Origin of the sequence: Kocuria tytonicola (assembly GCF_003687455.1) — a bacterium.
Lineage (GTDB): Bacteria > Actinomycetota > Actinomycetes > Actinomycetales > Micrococcaceae > Kocuria > Kocuria tytonicola.
In genome coordinates, this window is record NZ_PHOA01000021.1 from 11,067 (window position 1) to 29,473 (window position 18,407).

General features: G+C 72.4%; 14 protein-coding genes. 10 read left to right on the forward strand and 4 right to left on the reverse strand.

Annotated elements, in window-relative coordinates:
- Positions 1-113 precede the first annotated feature (113 nt).
- Both CWC38_RS04220 and CWC38_RS04225 read left to right on the forward strand, forming a co-directional pair.
- Positions 114-968: a glycosyltransferase family 2 protein gene (locus CWC38_RS04220; RefSeq protein ID WP_121845576.1), complete on the forward strand. Its 855-nt coding sequence runs from the start codon at positions 114-116 to the stop codon at positions 966-968.
- The gene (locus CWC38_RS04225; RefSeq protein WP_121845577.1) at positions 962-2,221 is read left to right on the forward strand and encodes a polysaccharide biosynthesis protein; all 1,260 of its coding nucleotides are present in this window, start codon (positions 962-964) and stop codon (positions 2,219-2,221) included. The genes CWC38_RS04220 and CWC38_RS04225 overlap by 7 nt, the downstream gene beginning before the upstream one ends.
- A 240-nt stretch (positions 2,222-2,461) precedes the next feature.
- Here the strand turns inward: CWC38_RS04225 and CWC38_RS04230 are convergent, their stop codons facing one another.
- The 3 genes from CWC38_RS04230 to CWC38_RS04240 are packed head-to-tail and all read right to left on the reverse strand — an operon-like array spanning position 2,462 to position 5,858.
- Positions 2,462-3,517: a GDP-L-fucose synthase family protein gene (locus CWC38_RS04230; protein ID WP_206059852.1), complete on the reverse strand. Its 1,056-nt coding sequence runs from the start codon at positions 3,515-3,517 to the stop codon at positions 2,462-2,464.
- 8 nt (positions 3,518-3,525) lie between these two features.
- A complete protein-coding gene (gene gmd, locus CWC38_RS04235) occupies positions 3,526-4,566 on the reverse strand; it encodes a GDP-mannose 4,6-dehydratase (protein ID WP_121845579.1) in 1,041 nt (346 codons plus the stop codon).
- Between the two features lie 29 nt (positions 4,567-4,595).
- On the reverse strand, positions 4,596-5,858 hold the full coding sequence (locus CWC38_RS04240) for a glycosyltransferase family 4 protein (RefSeq protein ID WP_121845580.1): 1,263 nt from the start codon (positions 5,856-5,858) through the stop codon (positions 4,596-4,598).
- Between the two features lie 489 nt (positions 5,859-6,347).
- Between CWC38_RS04240 and CWC38_RS04245 the strand changes: the two genes are divergently transcribed.
- The 8 genes from CWC38_RS04245 (at position 6,348) to CWC38_RS04280 (ending at position 16,381) form a co-directional block, all read left to right on the forward strand.
- Positions 6,348-8,021, forward strand: coding sequence for an alpha/beta hydrolase family protein (locus tag CWC38_RS04245; RefSeq protein ID WP_240625041.1), 1,674 nt, complete (start codon positions 6,348-6,350; stop codon positions 8,019-8,021).
- Positions 8,018-9,178, forward strand: a complete 1,161-nt coding sequence (locus CWC38_RS04250) for an alpha/beta hydrolase (protein ID WP_121845589.1) — start codon at positions 8,018-8,020, stop codon at positions 9,176-9,178. Before CWC38_RS04245 ends, CWC38_RS04250 begins: the two co-directional genes overlap by 4 nt.
- The gene (locus tag CWC38_RS04255) at positions 9,175-9,639 is read left to right on the forward strand and encodes a holo-ACP synthase (RefSeq protein ID WP_121845582.1); all 465 of its coding nucleotides are present in this window, start codon (positions 9,175-9,177) and stop codon (positions 9,637-9,639) included. The genes CWC38_RS04250 and CWC38_RS04255 overlap by 4 nt, the downstream gene beginning before the upstream one ends.
- Positions 9,640-9,726: 87 nt before the next feature.
- Positions 9,727-9,981 (forward strand): acyl carrier protein, encoded by a 255-nt coding sequence (locus CWC38_RS04260; RefSeq protein WP_121845583.1) that lies wholly within the window; start codon positions 9,727-9,729, stop codon positions 9,979-9,981.
- Complete coding sequence (locus CWC38_RS04265) at positions 9,974-11,179, forward strand: acyl-CoA dehydrogenase family protein (RefSeq protein ID WP_121845584.1); 1,206 nt, start codon at positions 9,974-9,976, stop codon at positions 11,177-11,179. The genes CWC38_RS04260 and CWC38_RS04265 overlap by 8 nt, the downstream gene beginning before the upstream one ends.
- Positions 11,176-12,117 (forward strand): class-II aminoacyl-tRNA synthetase family protein, encoded by a 942-nt coding sequence (locus CWC38_RS04270; protein WP_121845585.1) that lies wholly within the window; start codon positions 11,176-11,178, stop codon positions 12,115-12,117. The genes CWC38_RS04265 and CWC38_RS04270 overlap by 4 nt, the downstream gene beginning before the upstream one ends.
- Entirely contained in the window at positions 12,114-13,196 is a 1,083-nt protein-coding gene (locus tag CWC38_RS04275; protein WP_121845586.1) for a DUF1839 family protein, read from the forward strand. The genes CWC38_RS04270 and CWC38_RS04275 overlap by 4 nt, the downstream gene beginning before the upstream one ends.
- A 5-nt stretch (positions 13,197-13,201) precedes the next feature.
- Positions 13,202-16,381, forward strand: a complete 3,180-nt coding sequence (locus CWC38_RS04280) for a glycoside hydrolase family 2 protein (RefSeq protein ID WP_240625042.1) — start codon at positions 13,202-13,204, stop codon at positions 16,379-16,381.
- A gap of 68 nt (positions 16,382-16,449) precedes the next feature.
- Here the strand turns inward: CWC38_RS04280 and CWC38_RS04285 are convergent, their stop codons facing one another.
- Positions 16,450-18,201 carry an alpha/beta hydrolase family protein gene (locus CWC38_RS04285; RefSeq protein ID WP_240625043.1) on the reverse strand — a complete coding sequence of 584 codons (1,752 nt, stop codon included), beginning with the start codon at positions 18,199-18,201 and terminating at the stop codon, positions 16,450-16,452.
- Positions 18,202-18,407: the final 206 nt, after the last annotated feature.

The window sequence follows — 18,407 nt, forward strand, 5'->3', positions numbered from 1 at the left end:
GATAACCTGAATATCGTTCTGCGTTTCTATGACAAAGAATTTGTCCGCAGATGTTCACCCCGGGGAGCCGACGACGGTGGGGTGATTCGTGGTTATCAGGGGAGAGTGCCACCATGCCGAAACTGACCGTCATCATGCCCGCCTACCGCGCGGGCGCCACCGTGGAGACCGCGGTGCGCTCCACGCTGCTGGCCATGCCGCGCGACGCCGAGCTCGTGGTGTCCGTGGACGGGCCGGACGCCGAGACGGAGGCCGCCGCGCGCCGCGTCACCGACCCGCGCGTCGTCGTGCGCGCGAACAGCCGCAACCTGGGGACGGTGGCGTGCATGCGCGCCGCGCTCGACACCACGGACAGCGAGCTGGTGGCGCGCACCGACGCCGACGACATCTCGCTGCCCTGGCGCTTCCGCGTGACCCTGCCGGCACTGCGGGAGGCGGAGGTCGTGTGCGCCGGGGGGATCCGCTTCGGGCAGGGGAGGCTGCCGCGTCCGTCCTACCCCCGAGGTCTCACGAGCACGGAGCTCGGCCTCCTGCTGCCGTTCGTCAACCCGCTGTTCCACTCGAGCATGGTGGCCACGAGGGCGTCCCTCGAGGCCGCCGACGCCTACGCGGTCCCCAACGCCGCGGAGGACTACGTGCTGTGGCTCGACGCGCTGCGCACGGGCTCGCGCATCGTGAAGCTGGCGACGCCGGTGATCGGCTACCGGCTCAGCGCCACCCAGCTCTCTGGGGCACCGGACTACCACGACCGGATCGCCGCGGATCCCGAGGTCAACAGGGCCTGGCGCGAGTGGGCCCTGGCCGGAGGTCTGCCGTGGCTCGTGGACAACGGCGGGCGGCCGGGGTCGCCCCAGGGCACCCCCGGGCAGCTCGACGCGGTCGTGGCAGGGGTGCGCCCCGGGACCCGCCGGTACGCGCGGCGCAACATTGCGGCTGCCGCGGGCGTGATGGCGGCGCCGGCGTGCTGAACCAGATCAAGTCGCTCATCGAGCGTGCCCTGCCGCGGGTGTCCTCGGCCCTGGTGATCCTCACGCTCGCCGCGTTCACCAACCCGCACTACGTGGGCATCTACAACGTGGTGACGCTGCTCTACACGGCCATCCAGGTCACGATCGACTCTGGTGCCCGGTTCGCCGTCATGCGCGTGCTCACGGAGCCCGGCGGTATGAAGATCATGAACCGGTACCGGGCCATCATGCCGCTGCTGGCGTTCGTGCTGCTCGTGGGACTCATGCTGATCATGAGGTGGCGGGGCACCCTGGAGAACTGGCACGAGTTCTTCCAGGTGCTGCCTGTGGCCTTCGCGCCCGGGTTCGGTGCACTGGGACTGCTCTACGTGGGCACCCTGCAGGCAACCAGTCAGTGGGGTCTGCTGGCGCGCCTCCAGCTGCGCGCCTCCCTCGCAGGCCTGCTGGTGGGCGGCACCGTCCTGGTCCTCACCCACTCGCTGCTCGGCCCGTCCCTGCAGCTGGCTGTCACGGAGGGTGTCTTCGCTCTGCTGTGCTGGTGGCGGGCCCGCCGCAACACGCATCCCATCCCCCACGCGGAGCCGGGGGAGCAGTCCATCCTCTCGGACATGGGCGCCATGTCCGGGTACGCGCTCATGGCCTGGTTCCAGGGTCAGGCGGAGCGGCTGTTCATGACCTTCTTCGCGGGCACCGCCGTGCTGGGGACGTACACGGCGGGCAGCGCTGTGGGCCGCGCTCCGGGGGACGCCCTGGCGGCGTCGACCGCCAACATGGTGCGCGTGGGCATCGCCGACAAACAGACGGCGCGCGAGATCCGCGAGACCAGCGAGCGCTACCTCTTCGGGGCCCTGCTGATCGCTGTGGTCGGCGTGGTGGTGGCGCAGGTGGCCTCGATCGTTCTGGTTCCGCTGCTGGGAGAGAAGTGGACGCTGGCCATGTCCATGGTGCCGTTCATCGCCATGGTCTCCTTCCCCGGCGTGCTGTCCTGGGCTGCGTCGGTGCTGCTCGTGCGCACCGGGTCCGCGTGGAAGACGTTCGTGGGCCCGGTGATCGGCATTGCCTTCGGTGCCGTGATCGCCTGGGTTGCCTCCTTCGACCTCCACCTCGCGGCCACCGTCCTGGTGCTGCGCGAGTTCACCGTGGTACTGGTGGCGTACCTGTTCATCGGTAGGGCGGCGCCCTGGCGCTCCTTCTGGCTGGCGTCCGGGCTCTCCGCCGTGGGCCTCGCGGCGTGCTGGCTCGTGGTTCTCTGACGGGGATTCGGAGGAGGGGGGTCACCTCGATCACGGCATCCGCCGCAGTCGTCCATGTCTTCGTTGTCCGCCCGAACGGACGGAGGAGTGCTGTGCGGCCAGCCACGTCCCGCGGCCCCCGCCTCCGACGGCTCACGGTCCTCGCCCCGGCGGGAACGGCACGACGACGGCGGGTGACCTCGTTTCGAGGCCACCCGCCGTCGTCGTGCGTGGGTGCGTCCGCCACAGGCGTCCGGAGGGTCAACCCCGCGCGGACTCGCGGTGCGCGCGGTACCAGGCCACGGCGTCGTCGAGACCCGTGGGGAGGTCGATGGACGCGGACCACCCGAGAGAGCTCAGGTGCGAGACGTCCATGAGTTTGCGCGGGGTGCCGTCAGGCTTGGAGGCGTCCCACCGGGTGACCCCCTGGTACCCGGTGGCCGTGGCCACGAGATCGGCGAGTTCCCTGATGGTCAGGTCCTCTCCCGTGCCCACGTTCACCTGCTGCGGCCCGTCGTAGTGCTCCATGAGGAACAGGCAGGCTGCCGCGAGGTCGTCCACGTGCAGGAACTCGCGGCGCGGTGAGCCGGAGCCCCAGTTCACGATCTCCTCGTCACCGTTGCGCACGGCCTCGTCGTAGCGGCGGATCATGGCCGGCAGCACGTGCGAGCCGGTGGGGGAGAAGTTGTCCCCGGGGCCGTACAGGTTGGTGGGCATGGCCGAGATCCAGGGCAGCCCGTACTGGCGGCGCACCGACTGGACGTGCAGGATGCCGGCGATCTTGGCGATCGCGTACGCGTCGTTCGTGGGCTCCAGATAGCCGGTGAGCAGGGCGTCCTCCCGCAGCGGCTGCTCCGCGAGCTTGGGGTAGATGCAGGACGAGCCCAGGAACAGGGAACGTTCCACCTCCACCGCGCGGGCGGCGTCCAGGAGGTTGAGCTGGATGCGCAGGTTGTCCGAGAGGAAGTCCACCGGGCGGGTGCTGTTGGCCCCGATGCCTCCGACCTTCGCCGCAGCGAGCACCATGTAGCGGGGCCGGTGCTCGGCCATGAAGGCCTCCACGGCCTCGCGGTCCCGCAGGTCCAGCTCCTTGGACGTGGCCCCGACCAGGTTCTCGAACCCCTGGGACTCCAGGTGCCGCCAGACGGCGGAGCCCACGAGCCCGCGGTGCCCTGCCACGTAGAACGGGGCGGCGCGGTCCAGCTCCGCGGGCGAGTAGACCACCCCGTCCGTGGTGCGAGCGTCGGCCGGGTCGCTCACGGTGCGCGGCCACCGGGCGTTGGGAGCAGGGGCGCCCAGGTGCTCGTCGGTGTGCATCTCGCTCCTCATGCGGCGTGCTCCGGGGCCCAGATGTGCTGGGAGACGGTGTCGATCCACGGGGTGCCGGCGCACTCGAGCGCGGCGCGGTCCGCGTCCACCATGATGCGCGCGAGCTCGGGTGCGTGCACGGTGGCCTTCCAGCCGAGCTTCTCCTCGGCCTTGGAGGGATCGCCGATCAGGGCGTCCACCTCGGTGGGGCGCAGGTAGCGCTCGTCGAAGCGCACGTGCTTCTCCCAGTCCAGCCCGGCGTGCTCGAAGGCGGTCTCGAGGAACTCCCGCACGGTGCTGGGGCACCCGGTGGCGAGCACGAAGTCCTCCGGCTCGTCCACCTGCAGCATGCGCCACATGCCCTCCACGTACTCCGCGGCGTAGCCCCAGTCGCGGATCGCGTCCAGGTTGCCCATGTACAGGTGCTCCTGCTTGCCCGCCGCGATCGCCGCGACGGCGCGGGTGATCTTGCGGGTCACGAACGTCTCGCCGCGGCGCGGGGACTCGTGGTTGAAGAGGATGCCGTTCACCGCGAACATGTCGTAGGCCTCGCGGTAGTTCTTGGTGATCCAGTAGGAGTAGATCTTGGCCGCGCCGTACGGGGACCGCGGGTAGAACGGGGTGTCCTCGTTCTGCGGCGGCGGAGTGGCACCGAACAGCTCGGACGTGGAGGCCTGGTAGAAGCGGCACTTCACGCCCGCGCGGCGCACGGCCTCCAGCAGACGCACCGTGCCCAGCCCGGTGGTGTTGCCGGTGTGCTCGGGCTCGTCGAAGGACACGCGCACGTGGGACTGCGCCGCCAGGTTGTAGACCTCGTCCGGGTCGATCTCACCCAGCAGCGTGACCAGACGCGCGGCGTCCGAGAGGTCCCCGTAGTGCAGGAACATCTGTGCGTCCGGATTGTGCGGGTCCTGGTAGAGGTGGTCGATCCGCGTGGTGTTGAACGTGGACGCACGGCGGATCAGACCGTGGACCTCGTAGCCCTTGGACAGCAGCAGCTCCGCGAGATAGGAGCCGTCCTGGCCGGTGATGCCCGTGATGAGTGCCTTCTTGGTCATGGTGTTCTCTCCCCTGGTGAATCGGTGTGTCAGGAATGGGCGGCCGCGGGTTCGCGCCGTTCGGCGGCGACGGGCCGCAGCTTGTGCAGCGCGGAGACGAACGAGCGCACGGCTGCGCCACGGCTGAGCACCTCCCGCACGTAGCGACGACCGCCGCGGTGAGTGGCTCCCCCAGTGGTGATCCACTCCTCGTGGAGGGACACGGCCCCGGCCACCAGGGCCTCGGGGTCCCCCGGTTCCACGCGGATCCCGGCGTCCGCGGCCGTGAGCTCCGCCGCGGAGGGGCTCTGCGCCTCCACGGCCGCCAGGACCGGGCGGTCCGCCGTGAAGTAGCTGGTGAGTTTGCTGGGCACGCACATCTCGGTCAGACCGGGACGCTCGTTGACCAGCAGGATGTCCGCGGCGCGCAGCAGGCCCGCGTAGGTGTCGTCGTCCACGCTGGGCAGCACCTCGAACCGCGGGGTGCGGGAGGCGAGCTCCTGGAGCTGGGGGCGCTGGTGCCCGCCGCCCACGAGTACGAAGCGCAGCGGGGCGCCGTCGCGCTCGGCCACCCGCGCGGCGGCGGCGACGTTCGCGAGGTCCTGCTTGGCCCCCATGTTGCCGGTGTGCAGCACCACCACGTCCTCGGGAGCCCACCCGAAGCGGCGGCGCAGCGCGTCCGTGTCCACAGCGGGCGACTCGGCGATGTGGGTCCAGTTGCGCACCGTGGTGATGCGCTCGCCCGCCACGCCCATGTGACGGCGCAGGTAGTCGGAGAACCGGTCGTGGATCACGACGACGCCTTCGCAGGAGCGCAGGAAGGTCCCCTCCACGGCGCGCATCACGCGGGTCACGGGGCCCTTGGCCGCGCCCGTCTCGGACAGGCCCGCGGTGTAGATGTCGTGGACCCACGCGATCACGGGGGTGCGTGTCAGTGCCGCCCGCACCCTGACGATGGCAGAGGCGAAGAGGGCCGGCGTGATGACCACCACGACGTCGGGCTTGCCCCACGGTGCGGTGACCGTGCGCAGCCCGAAGACGATCTCCATGCCCAGCCGACGGATCTGCCCGGCATCGTGCGGCACGGGGTGGCCGACGCGCAGGACGGGAACGCCGTCGATCGCCTCCCGGCGGCCGCCACTGTGCTCGTAGCCCTCGCGCACCTGCCACTGCGGATAGTGCGGCAGGCCCGTGATGACCTCCGTGTCCCAGCCGACCTCGCGCAGCGCGCGTGCCATGCCGGCCGTGTACGGGGCGATGCCCGTGTGCTCCGGCGAGTAGTTGAGCCCGACGATCAGGATGCGTGGTGCCACGCTGTCTCCTCCCCCATGAAAGCGGGGCTGTGCCCCGGCTTCCCCCAGTTGCCACGGGCCTCCCCAGACCCGCGGTCATTCCCCGTGATTCATCGGGAATGCAGAACGTGCCGCCGACTTCTCTCCCGCGCCGTGCGACGTTTGCCATCATAATCACGCCGCATCCGGTGTGTCGCAAGAATGATGACAAATCTGTGTGGGCCCATATAGGTACAAGCAGGCGAAAGCGCACGTCGGAGCCGGAAAAACAGTCGCACAAATGTAAAACCACACATTGGGGGACGTGCGGCACGGGTGACTTTTCGATGCGTCGGGCTATGATTTGTGAGTGCAAAGCCGCACGACTTCCGCGGGGGAACGCGGGGTCTGGAGGCACGTCGCCGTGGGCGGTGACGAGCAACGTGCACGCGGGGGAGAGCTCGCCGAGAGGTGGGAACGAGGCGATGGGGCACGGCTGAGGTGCCCCCTGAGTGGGACTGGGGAGAATTCATGCGTAGTGCCGGGCAGGCAAGTTTTCTGACGGGGGACGACCACACCATTCATGCGTGGCTCCACGGTCCCCCGGACAATCGAGTTCGTGGTGCGGTGGTCATTGCCCCCGCACTGGCGCGCGAGGAGGTGGTGAGCCACCGCAGCATGCGGCTCGTGGCCGCGCGTGCTGCCGAACGGGGGTGGCGGGTGATCCGGCTCGCCTGGAGCGGGACGTCCGAGTCCGGTGAACGGCCCGCCGGCAGCGACCCCGTGGCCGTGTGGCACCGGGACCTCGCCCTGGCACACCGCACGGCGCGGGACCTGGTGGGCCCCGAGCTCCCCGTTCACGGGATCGGGCTGCGGATCGGTGCGGCTGTGCTGGCCACCTCGGAGCTACGGTTCGACCGGCGGGCGCTGTGGGAGCCGGTCTCCGGCGCCGTCTACATGCGCCAGTACACGGGGCTGCGCCGCGCGAGCGGCCTGGACCTGCCTCCCGTGGCGGAGGACGGCGTGGAGATCGGCGGGGCACACTTCTCGGATGCCGAGGCGGCCGCCATCCGCGCGCTTCCGGATCCCCGCAAGCTCACGACGCCGGGACTGGTGCCGGTCCGCGAGGAGGACCGTTCCGTGGCGAAGAAGCTCTACGGTGTGGCCGCCATCTACGCCAAGGCCTCGCCGCCCGCCATAGCCGCGCTCGTCGGACGGCTCGAGAACAGCGCACCCACCACGGCCCAGCGTGGCGAGTGGGTGGACGTCAGCAGCTGGGAGCCCGTCACCTCGGCCCGCTTCCACGTGGCCGAGTTCGGCGTGGACGTGGAGGAGGAGCTGCTGGAGCTGGGCCCGGACCGCATGCCCGCGTCCTACACCCACCCCGTGGGGCGTCACGGCACGGGCGCGGGAGCTGCTCTGCTCGCCCCGCCCTCGGCTGATCCGAAGGACGGTCCCACCGGCCTGTGGGCGGTCCAGGCCCGCCGGCTCGCCGCCCGAGGCGTCCCCGCGATGCGCATCGAGCGCCACCACTGCGGTGACGGGGCCGGACTGGACGAGGTCAAGGACATCAACCCCTACACCGGCGTGGGCGTGGCGGACCTGGACCTCGGGGCCACCTGGCTCCGTGAGCGCACGGGGGAGAACGTCACGGGCGCGGGACTCTGCGTGGGGGGCTGGCTCGTGGCCATGGCTCCGCCCACGAGCGCCATGACCAGCCGGGTGGTGCTCAACAACGTGGCCTGGCGCGCGGGCGAGGGGTACTACGACAAGCTCTACCGCAACTGGGACGTGGACGCCGTGCTGGAGCAGCTGCGGACCATGAGCGACGTGGAGGTCAACGCAGGCTGGCGCACCCGCGCGAAGGACAAGGTGCGCCGCCGCATGCCGTACCTCCTGTGGCTCGTCCTCGGCCGGCGGAACATCCCCAACGTGCCCGAGGTGGTCATGGAGTACGCCTCTCGGGGTGCCGAGGTGGCCTTCTACTTCGGCCCGGAGGACGGGCTGCTCTTCCAGCAGGAGCGCGGGGATGAGGGTCTCGCCCGGCTGTGGCGGCAGGGGCGCCGCATCAAGGTGGCCCACGTCCCGGCCCTGGACCACTCCCTGCAGGCATACGCCTCGCGGCTGACCGCGCTGCAGATCGTCGACGCCGCGCTCGGACTGAGCCAGTACCCGGCAGAGGAGGTGGCGCAGTGCGCCGCATGAGAGAGTATGCCGGCGGGTCCGCGGGGCCCCGGGCTGCGACCCTGCGCGGGCTCGCCACGGGGCTCCTGGTCGTGAGCCTGGTCACCGGGTGCGGCATGGGGGGCGGTTCGAACGGGGGCGGCTCCGGATCCGGAGCGACGTTCGACAGCCAGGCAGTGAAGAACGCCGGATTCGCGGACCCGGAGGCCTTGCGCCAGGAGGACCACGGCATCACCGTGACCGGCGCGTGGAGCCTGTCCGAGCGGGCCGTGGACCTGACGGTCGAGACGGACGCCGTGTCCCCGGATGCACTGGGTGGCCGCAAGTCCGTGGTCGTCATCGCTCCCGAGAACTTCGATCCGTCGAAGAAGTACCCGGTGGTCTACATGCTGCCCGGAAGCAGCTCGCCGGATGCCTCGGCGCTGCAGTGGTACGAGACGGGAAAGGCCGAACAGGTGACCCAGGGCCTGCCGGTGATCACGGTGATCATGAGCGGCGGGCAGCAGGGCTGGTACACGGACTGGGCCACGCAGGATGCAGTGACCCAGAATTGGGAGTCGTTCCACGTGAAGGAGATGCTGCCGTGGGTCGACTCGCACCTGCCCACCGCCGCGGACAGGGACCACCGGGTGATCCTGGGCAATTCGATGGGCGGCTACGGGGCGATCCGCTATGCCGAGGAGCGTCCTGACCTCTTCGGGGAGGCCATCAGCCTCTCCGGCCTCCTGGACCTCTCCTCGGACGCGGCGAAGAACAACCTGGTGGAGGCCTCACGGCAGGCCACGGGCGAGCCGGACGCGGTGTTCGGGGACGGTCGGACCACCACCCAGGAGCAGTGGCAGGCGCACGACCCTCTCACGCAGAGTCCCAGGCTCAAGGACGTCCACGTGCAGTTGTTCGCGGGCCGGGGCAACGGCCAGGAGGGAGACATCGAACCCGCGCTGCGCGACACGACGGCCACGTTCGCCCGAGAACTCGACTCGCAGGGGATCCCCCACCAGTACACGGAATACGGCAGGGTGGGTGACTGCGACGGCGGCCACATCTTCGAGTGCTGGAGCCCGGCCGCCGTCGTGGCCCTCGGCCGCTGGGCCCAGCGGACGGGCATCAAGCCCACGTCCGCCCGCCCCTCCGTGGCCCCGGAGTTCAAGGATGTGACGTCCGGGTCCTCGTCATGACGGCCCGGGTGGGGTGCGACCTGCAGGCCGTGGCACCCGTGGCACAGGCCCTCGCGCACCGGGGGCGGCGGTACCTCCGGGCGGTCTGTGCACCTGAGGAGGTCCAGGACCTCACCGGCGGGGGCGCCGGGATGCCGGCCCCGGAGTCCGTGGCGGGCAGGTTCGCGGCCAAGGAGGCCGTCCTGAAGGTCCTCCGTCCGGAGCCGGACGACGCCGTGCCGTGGCCCCACATCCTGATCCGCTCGGGACCGGGGGGCGAACCCAGGGTGCAGCTGCGGGGAACCGCGCAGCGGCTGGCCCGGCAGGCGGGGCTCGAGGGGTGGAGCGTGAGCATCTCGCACGACGGCCCTTTCGCCATGGCAGTGGCCGTGGCCACCGAGTCCCCCGGCGACGACACGGATGCCGGGGCGTCGACCGACACCGAGCTCTCGTGCGGGGCGGGAGCGGCGGGCAACCCCTAGACCTGCTGGACAGGCCACCGGCGTGCTCCACCCGAGAAAACACACGACACCAGAAGACCACCAGATCAACCGAAAGAGGTTCACACCATGGATTCCACCGCTGTCGAGACCACCGTCCGTTCCGTTCTGGCGGACCAGGGGAAGCTCTCCGAGGACGCCCACAGCATTGCCGTGGACGCGGACCTGTACCGCGCGGGCATGACCTCCCACGCTTCCGTGAACGTGATGCTCGGCCTCGAGGACGAGTTCGACATCGAGTTCCCCGAGGAGCGCCTGACCAAGGCCACTTTCACGTCCGTCCAGTCCATCACCGAGGCCGTGGAGGCGATCCGGAATGACTGAGTCCACCGTGCTGACAGAGGCACCCCGTGCACAGGACACGCCCGAGGACCGCGTCGAGCGCAATGCCGCCCGCGCGGAGGCAGTGGCCCGTGTGGCCCGCGAGCACGCCGAGTCCGTGGACGAGGAGGGCCGCTTCCCGCGGGAGGCGATCGACGAGGCCCGCGCCCAGGGCCTGCTGGCCGCTCCCGTGAGCGAGGCGGACGGCGGGCTGGGCTACAGCATCACCGAGCTGTGCCGCATGCTGGAGCGCGTGGGCCGCGAGTGCACGTCCACCGCGATGATCCTGGCCATGCACCATTCCCAGACGCTGTGCCTGACCCGGCACGCGGACACCGAGTACCTGCGCGAGTTCACACGACGGGTGGCCACCGAGGGGCTGCTGCTGGCCTCGGCCACCACCGAGGTGAACATCGGCGGCGACACCCGCACCTCCACGTGCGCGGTGCGCCCCATCGGGGACGGCCGCGTGCACCTGCACAAGACCTGCCCCGTGATCTCCTACGGCGCGTACGCGGACGCGATCCTGGTGACGGCGCGCGCGAGCGAGGACGCGGCGTCGAGCGACCAGGTGCTTCTGGTGGTGGAGGCCGCCCACCTGGAGCTGGAGCGCCAACGGGGCTGGGACGCCCTGGGCATGCGGGGCACGTGCTCCGAGTCCTTCGAACTGGACGCCACCACGCGTGCGGACGCCATGTTCGAGACCCTGTTCGAGACCATCTCCGCGCAGACCATGCTGCCGGGCGCCCACTGCCTGTGGGCCTCCGCGTGGCTCGGCATGGCCACCCAGGCCGGGCTGACCGCCCGTTCCGTGGTGCAGAAGGCCGCGCGCAAGACCCCGGGGACCACACCGCCGTCGGCCCTGCGCCTGGCCGAGCTGGAGGTCCAGCTGCAGGCCATGACGGACGTGGTGCGCTCCTCCGTGGCCCGCTACGAGGCCGCGTACGACGATCCCGCCGCGTGCGAGTCCATGCAGTTCGCGATCGCCATGAACACGCTGAAGGTCTCCGGGGCGGAGGCCGTGCGGCGGATCGTGGGGGACGCCCTGGTGATCGTGGGGATCACCGGGTTCGCGAACCGCTCGCCCGTGAGCCTGGCCCGGCTGTACCGGGACAGCATCGGGCCCTCGCTCATGGTCAACAACGACCGCATCCTGCAGCACACCGCCACCATGCAACTCGTCTCGAGGGGACAACGATGACCATCATGGACACCCACCAGGACCTCGCCACCCAGCAGGACACGTTCCGTGCCGGGCTCGAGGCCAACGACTGGCTGCTGCCCACCCTGGGCGACGGTGTGACGGGGCTCGGCCCGCAGGCCGAGGACGTGGTGCAGGGCATCGCCTCCGCTGCACGGCGGATCGCCGCGGAGCTCTCCCCCGAGGTGGGGACCCGCCGACTGCGCTTCCCACCGGTCAACGGCACGCGGCTGCTGGAGCGCACCGACTACGTGGCCTCCTTCCCGCAGCTGCTGGGCACCATCTCCGCGTTCGAGGGGGACAACACGGTGCACCGCAAGCTGCTCGCCATGTTCGAGGACGGCGGCGACTGGTCGGGCGAGCTCGCCCCGGCGGGCCACGCCCTGGTCCCGGCGGTGTGCCACCCGCTGTACGCGTACCTCGAGGGCTCGCAGGTGGACGGCACCGTCTTCGAGCTCACGGGCGAGTGCTACCGCCACGAGCCCAGCCCGGACCCCATGCGCTTCGTGACGTTCCGGATGTTCGAGGCCGTGCGCCTGGGCACCCCAGCCGAGGCCCGGGAGCACCGCGAGACGTGGCTCGCGGCGGGCACCGACCTGCTGCGCGCGCTGGGTCTCACGGTCGAGGCGGACACCGCGAACGACCCGTTCTTCGGCCGCGCGGGCAAGCTGCTCAGCGCCGGGCAGCGCGAGGCGCAGCTGAAGTTCGAGATCCTCACGGAGGTCTACCCGGGCCACCCCACGGCCATCGCCTCCGCGAACCTGCACGAGGACCACTTCGGCGAGGCCTTCCACATGCACACCGCCGACGGCGCCGTGGCCCACTCCGCGTGCTTCGGCTTCGGCCTGGAGCGCGTGGCCCTGGCGCTCGCCGCGCAGCACGGGTTCGACGTCGCCGCGTGGCCGGCCGCCGTGCGCCAGGAGCTGGGTCTGTCATGACCACGCTCACCGAGAACCGCGGTGGCGCGGCGGGACAGGAGCTCGCCGACGCACCGTTCGGCACCGAGGTCCTGGCCGTGCGGGGGTGCGAGTCGCTCACCGCGGTGGACGCACCCCGCTCCGTGCTGCACGATCCGGCGGAACCGTGGTCACCCACCAACTGCTACATGGACGTGTGGATCGGGCTCACCACGGTCCTCGGCCTGGACCCGGTCCCCATGCTGGGGGCCGCGTTCAGCGCGGACTTCCTGGGGGACCAGTGGGAGTTCCTGAAGCCTCGCCAGGAGGACATCGAGGTGCTCTACGGGCTGACGCTGGGCGAGTACGACACGTGGCGGCCCCTGGGCGAACACCTGCAGTGCGCCATGTCCCGGGGGGACGCGCTGGTGGTGGAGGTGGACGCGTTCCACCTCCCGGACACCGCGGGCGTGTCCTACCGCACGAGCCACACCAAGACCTCCATCGTGCCGCTGCGCCTGGACCCGGTGGCACGGGAGCTGGTCTACCTGCACAACGACGGCGTGCACGTCCTCTCCGGGGAGGACCTGGAGAACACGTTGGGCCCGGGGGCCCGCTCCGGCCTGGTGCCGTTCCCGTACGTGGAGCTCGTGCGCACGCAGGACGTGAAGCGGCTCGAGCCGCGCGAGCTGTGGCAGTGCGCCACGGGGCTGGTGCGGGCGCACGTCCGCAGGGCTCCGGCCACGAGTCCCGCGCAGCGGCTGGTGGCGGCGATCCGCGCCGAGCTGCCCGCGCTCGCGGAGCGCGGCATGGACTACTTCCACGTGTACTCGTTCGCCACCACGCGCCAGGCCGGTCTCACGGCGGGTCTTGCGGCCCACGCGTGCCGCTACCTCGCCGAGGGCGCGGAGCGCTGGCCGAGCGATCTCGACGCGATGCAGCTGCTGGTCGCGGCCGAGTCCCTGGACGCCGCCGCCGCCGCGGCGAAGACCCTGCAGTTCCAGCTGGCGCGTGCGGCCCGCGGGCGGACCCCGCGGGTGGCCGCCTCCGCGGAGGCGTTCGTCACCGGCTACGACACGGGGATGCAGTGCGTCCGCGACGCGGTGGGCATGGGGGAGTGACTCCCGTGGCGCAGGACGTCCTGGCCCGCGCGTCGTGGCGGCTGCACCTCGTGGGTGCCGCTGCCGGGGGCGGCTGGGGTGACGGGGTGGCGCTCGACGCCGCAGCCTCCGGGGCGGAGGCGCCCCGCGAGGCGACGTCCCCGGGGCGCGACGCATGCCACCACGGTGGTCCTCGTCCCGGGGAGCAGGCTCCAGCCGGTGGACGGGCTGCCACGAGCGAGCGCCCGACGGCGACCTGGGGTGCCGCGCTCGCCGAGGGCATCACCGCCCGCGTGCCGGGCACCGTGACCGGGGCCCTGCGCGACGCCCTCGGCGAGCAGGCCGTGGACCGCATCCTGGAGACCGCCGGCCCCGACGCCGTGTGGGAGTACCGCACCCGCGTGAGCACCGCGGGCGGTCCCCACCGGTTCACCTCCACAGGGGTGGCCACCGTGGCCCGCCTGCTCGTGGCAGGTCACGAGGTCCACGCCTGCAACACCGCGTTCCTGCCGTGGGACGTCACGGTGGAGCTGCCGCCCGGTCCCTGCGAGATCGTCCTGCGGCTGCTGCCGCTCGCCTCGGTGCCCGTGCCGCGCACACCGCGGGCCCGCTGGCTCTCGCCACTCGTGCCCGACCGCTCGTTGCGCTGGCGCCGCACGCCGCTCGTGGGTGCCATCGACTGGCCCGGCGCCCGTCCGGTCCTCGGTCCCTGGGGCGGGCTGAGCGCGCACCCTGAGCCCGCGCCCCACCACCCCGCGGCGCCGCCATGGCAGGAGGCCGCGTCGGACGACGCCGCCGCATCCGGTTCCCGGCACGCGGAACCCGTCGCGGTGCGCACCCGCGTGGCCGAGAACGGTGACGGCGTGGTCACCGTGCGGTGCGCCGGGGCGCGCCTTTTCCCGGGCAGGACATCCTCGAAGAACCGGGACGCCGCCCTGCGTGAGACTTCGGCACCGGAAGCACCGGAAGCACCGGAAGCACCGGCGGCACCGGCGACACCAGAGACACCGGAGCGGCCTGACGACGCCTCGGGTGCCGTCGGTGCGGTGGACCCCGGTGGGTCGTCGGTCCGGGTGCAGATCGACGTCACGAGAACAGGGAGCGGCGGCGTCACCGGGGCACTCTCAGACCCCCGATCCCGCGAGCCGAGCGCCGCGTCCGGGGACCAGGCTGCTGACGAGGCCGGCGTCTCGTGCGAGCACACCGTCTCCCCGGCGGACGTGGACGGCTCCGGGACCGTCACCTTCGAACTCACCGTGCCGCGCCCCGCGCTGTGGTGGCCCCACGGCATGGGGGAGCAGCCCCTGTACCGGGTGCGCGTGCGGGCGGCAGGAGTGGAGCACACCGCGACCGTGGGGTTCCGCACCCTCGAGGCCGCATCTCGGGATGCCGAGCACCATGGGCTCGGCCTGGAGATCAACCGTGTTCCGTTGTTCGTACGCGGTGCCGTGTGGACCGGTGCGGACCCGTTCGAGGTCGCCGCGCCCGCGGACCGTCTCCGCGCGGTCCTCACACGCCTGCGGGACGGCGGCGCCACGATGGTGCGGGTCCCGGGCACCGGCTGCTACGAGACCGAGGACTTCCACCGGGCCTGCGACGAGCTGGGACTCCTGGTGTGGCAGGACGTGGCCCTCGGCCCCCTGGACCCGCCGGACGAGCCGGGCTGGCGTGCCGGGCTGCGGGACGAGGTGCGCGCGCTGGCCTCCCGGCTCGCCGTGCACCCCTCCACGGTGGTGGTCTCGGGCGGCACCGAGGTCATCCAGGCGCCCGTGCTCGCGGGGCGGCCCACCGACCAGTGGGCTCCGGCTGCGGTCCTGCACGACGTCCCCACCGCCGTGGGAGAGGCGGACGCGGACGTGGTGGTGGTCCCGTCCTCACCGTGCTCGGACGCGCACCTGGACACTGCCCACGCCGCCCACGCCGCCGCCCGGCGCCGGGCGCGCGAGGGGGGCGTGGAGCCGGACAACGGAGTTTGCCCGGACGGCGCCGCAGGCACGGAGGAGGCCAGTGCGGCGTCGTCGAAGGGGATTCCGGACCGCTCTCCCGTGGACGCCGCGGACGGGGTGTGCCACTACTTCGGGGTGGGCGCGTACGGCCGCCCGCTGGAGGACGCGGTGACGCGCGGTGTGCGCTTCGCCGCCGAGTGCCTGGCGTTCGCGGTGCCGCCCGAGCCCGCCGTGGTGCGCGCGCAGTTCGGCACCGGGGGACCGCTGGACGCGGCGGAGTCCGCCGGGGCGTGGCGCCGCGGTCTGGCCCACGACCCCGGGGCGGCGTGGACGTTCGAGGAGACCACGGTGACCTACGTGCACCGGCTCTTCCTGGACCGGGACTCCGACCCCGACGCCGGACTGGCCCACCCGGCGCGACCGGCCCCGCAGGACGTCCTGGGGGACCACGAGCGGCTGCTGGAGCACGAGCGCGCGGCACTCTCCCACGTGTTCCAGCGGACCTTCACCCAGTGGCGTGCCTCGTCCTCCGCGTGCCGGGGTGCGCTCGTGCTCTCGGCCGCGTCCACCGCGCCGGGGGCGGGGTGGGGTGTGCTGGACGTGACCGGGCGTCCCACCGCGGCCTGGTACGGGATGCACCGGGCGTGTGCGCCCGTGGCCCTGTCCTTCCTGCCCGCGGGCGGGGACGGGCTGGCCCTGCACGTGTTCAACGACGCCCCGCAGCCGCTGCACGGGAGCGTTCGGCTCACCGTGGCCACGGTCCGCGGCAGCAGCCAGCCGCCGCTCGACCTTCCGGTGGAGGTCCCCGCGCACGGCGAACTCAGGCTGCGCGCGGACCTGGCGGACGGCACGTTCCGGGACCTCGACCACGCCTACGGCTTCGGGGAGCGGGAGTACGACGCCGCCTCGGCCGTCCTGCTCGATGCCTCCGGCCGTGTGCTCGCCCGGGACGCCCACCTCAGCGGCGGACCCCGGCGCAACAGTCTCGGGGATCCCGGTCTCGCCGCCCGGTGGGAGTGCACGGAGGGTGACGCCTGGAGCGTCGCGGTCACCGCCGCGGGTCTCGCGCGGTTCGTGGCGCTGGACCTGCCCGTCAACGGGCCCTGCGGGGAGGGGGCAGCCGCGGCCGAGGACGGCTACGTGCACGTCCTGCCCGGCGAGACGGTGCACCTGCCCGTGAGTGGCGCGGTCACGGAGGCGGTGCGGCGGGCAACCCGCGTGCGGGCCCTGGACACCGAACCCGTGGTGGTGGGCCGCTGACCTCCCGCGCGGACCGGAGGCGGACCCGACACCCCGTGAGCGGGGCCGCGGGCCCGGCCGTGTTCGGGTCAGCGTCCCGCGGGCACCGGTGTGGAGACCTCGTCCACCACGTACCGGCACAGGGTGTCCCGGGAGGCGGTGGCGAACACCGAGTGGTCGAGCGGTTCCAACAGGACCAGGGCTGAGCGCGCGTCCTGGTGGGCGGCCGTGACACCGCAGTGGGCGGCGTCGGCGGGACCGAACACCGCCTTGACGGTGAGCCCGGGAATGCGTGCGAGCCGACGCAGCGCGGGCCGGGGAACGTCGATGATGCCCACGGTGGCCGCCAGGGAGTTCACGCGCGGTGAGGCGTCATGGGCCCTGGCGCGCGTGCCCCGCACCACGGTGCGGCCCACGGTTCCCACCCGCGAGACGAGCGTGCGTGCCAGGGAGCGGGAGGTCGGCGTGGAGCCGCCCTGCGCGTCCTGCGGCACGGGGGTGGGGGAGTCCTCGCCCGGCAGCCGGGGTGCGAGGGGCCCGCTGCGCAGGCCCTGGCGCCAGTACCGCCACGGTTCGCGCTGCCACGCCACGTTGTTGACCACCTGCAGGGTGAGCCGTCGCGTCACCTCCGCGGGGAGCTCGGGTGCGGCGGCCACGAGACCCCACGCACCCAGGCAGATGCCCGCCGCGGTGAGGGGGCCGTCCGTGAGGGCGGCCAGCTGCGTGACGATCTCCCGGCTCTCGGCCACCGTGTGCCGGGCGTAGGGGTTCGAGTCCCGGGTGAGGGACGCGTCCACCAGCTCACCGGTGTCCGTGCGCTCCGCCAGCAGGCAGACCGCCCCGCGGCTCGAGGCCAGCAGCGCGGTGCGCAGCCACAGCCCCCCGGCGGCCTCCATGACGTCCGAACCGGGGGACACCAGCGCGAGGCCGGGGGCCTCCGGGCTCCGTTCCACGGGTTCGGTGATGATGGCGGGGCGCTCGGCCACGCCGCACGTGGTGCGCGTGAGCCGCACGTCCGTTCCCCGGACGTCCAGGGTGATGGTCCGCGCGGGACGGGGCGTGGCGGCGTCGTGGGCCTGGGCGCCGCGCGTGGGTGCGTGCTCCCCGAGGGCCGCGACGACGGTGTCCGTGAGGCCGCTCGGCACGGTGGCCACCCGGGGGTGGACGTCCAGGGGCAGGGGCCCGGTGGCATCCTCCGTGAGCACACGGATGCAGCGCGCGGCGTCCTGCTCGGGGCCCGGAACGGCCTTGACCGCCGCGGCGCCCTCCGCCGAGAGCTGCAGGTCCATCAGCTCGGTGCCCTCCGTGACCCGGGGCGGCAGGTCCTTGCCGGCCATCCGCCGCAGGGCGCTCTGGTGGCGCAGCCACTGCTTGCCGGACACGGGCGCGAGCAGGAGGCGCTCGCTCCACCCGGAGTCCTCGTCGGCGGCCATGTACGCCCCCGCCACGCTGAAGGCGACGCCGCGCACGGGCTGGTCCGCACCGGCCCAGTCGCGCACCACGCGCAGGTCCTCGGCCCACAGCCGGGCGTCGCACGTGTCCTCGAGCGAGGGGCTCTGCCCGGTCCCGGACCAGTCGAAGCGCACCACACGCCAACCGGCAGCGGCGAGCGCGCGGGCGGTGTGCACCACGGTGCGGGTCATCGTGACCCGCTCCCGGCCGGGAGGGGCGGCCAGCACCACGGCGGCCCCGCGGGAGGGTTCGGAGGGTTCGTGGACGTCCACGGCGATCCAGCGGTCCGCCGCGGGGATCCACCCGTGGACCACGGTGGCGTGGGCGCTCGCGCCGGTGGTCCTCCCGGCCCCACGGGATGACCGCGGCGAGCGGTTCGGACGTGACAAGGTGCGCAATGAATTCTCCCCCATGGACGTTCTGTCCCCCGTGTCCGTGCCCGTGCCGCGTGGACCGCCGCCGTTCTCTCCCCGGGCGGCGGTGGCGCGTGTTCGGACACATGTACTTTCCCACCCTAACCGTCTGGTTCCAGGCGCGAGGAACGGATCGTCGCCCCCACTTTGGGGGTGAGGGGCCCACACCCGGGGGCGAGGAC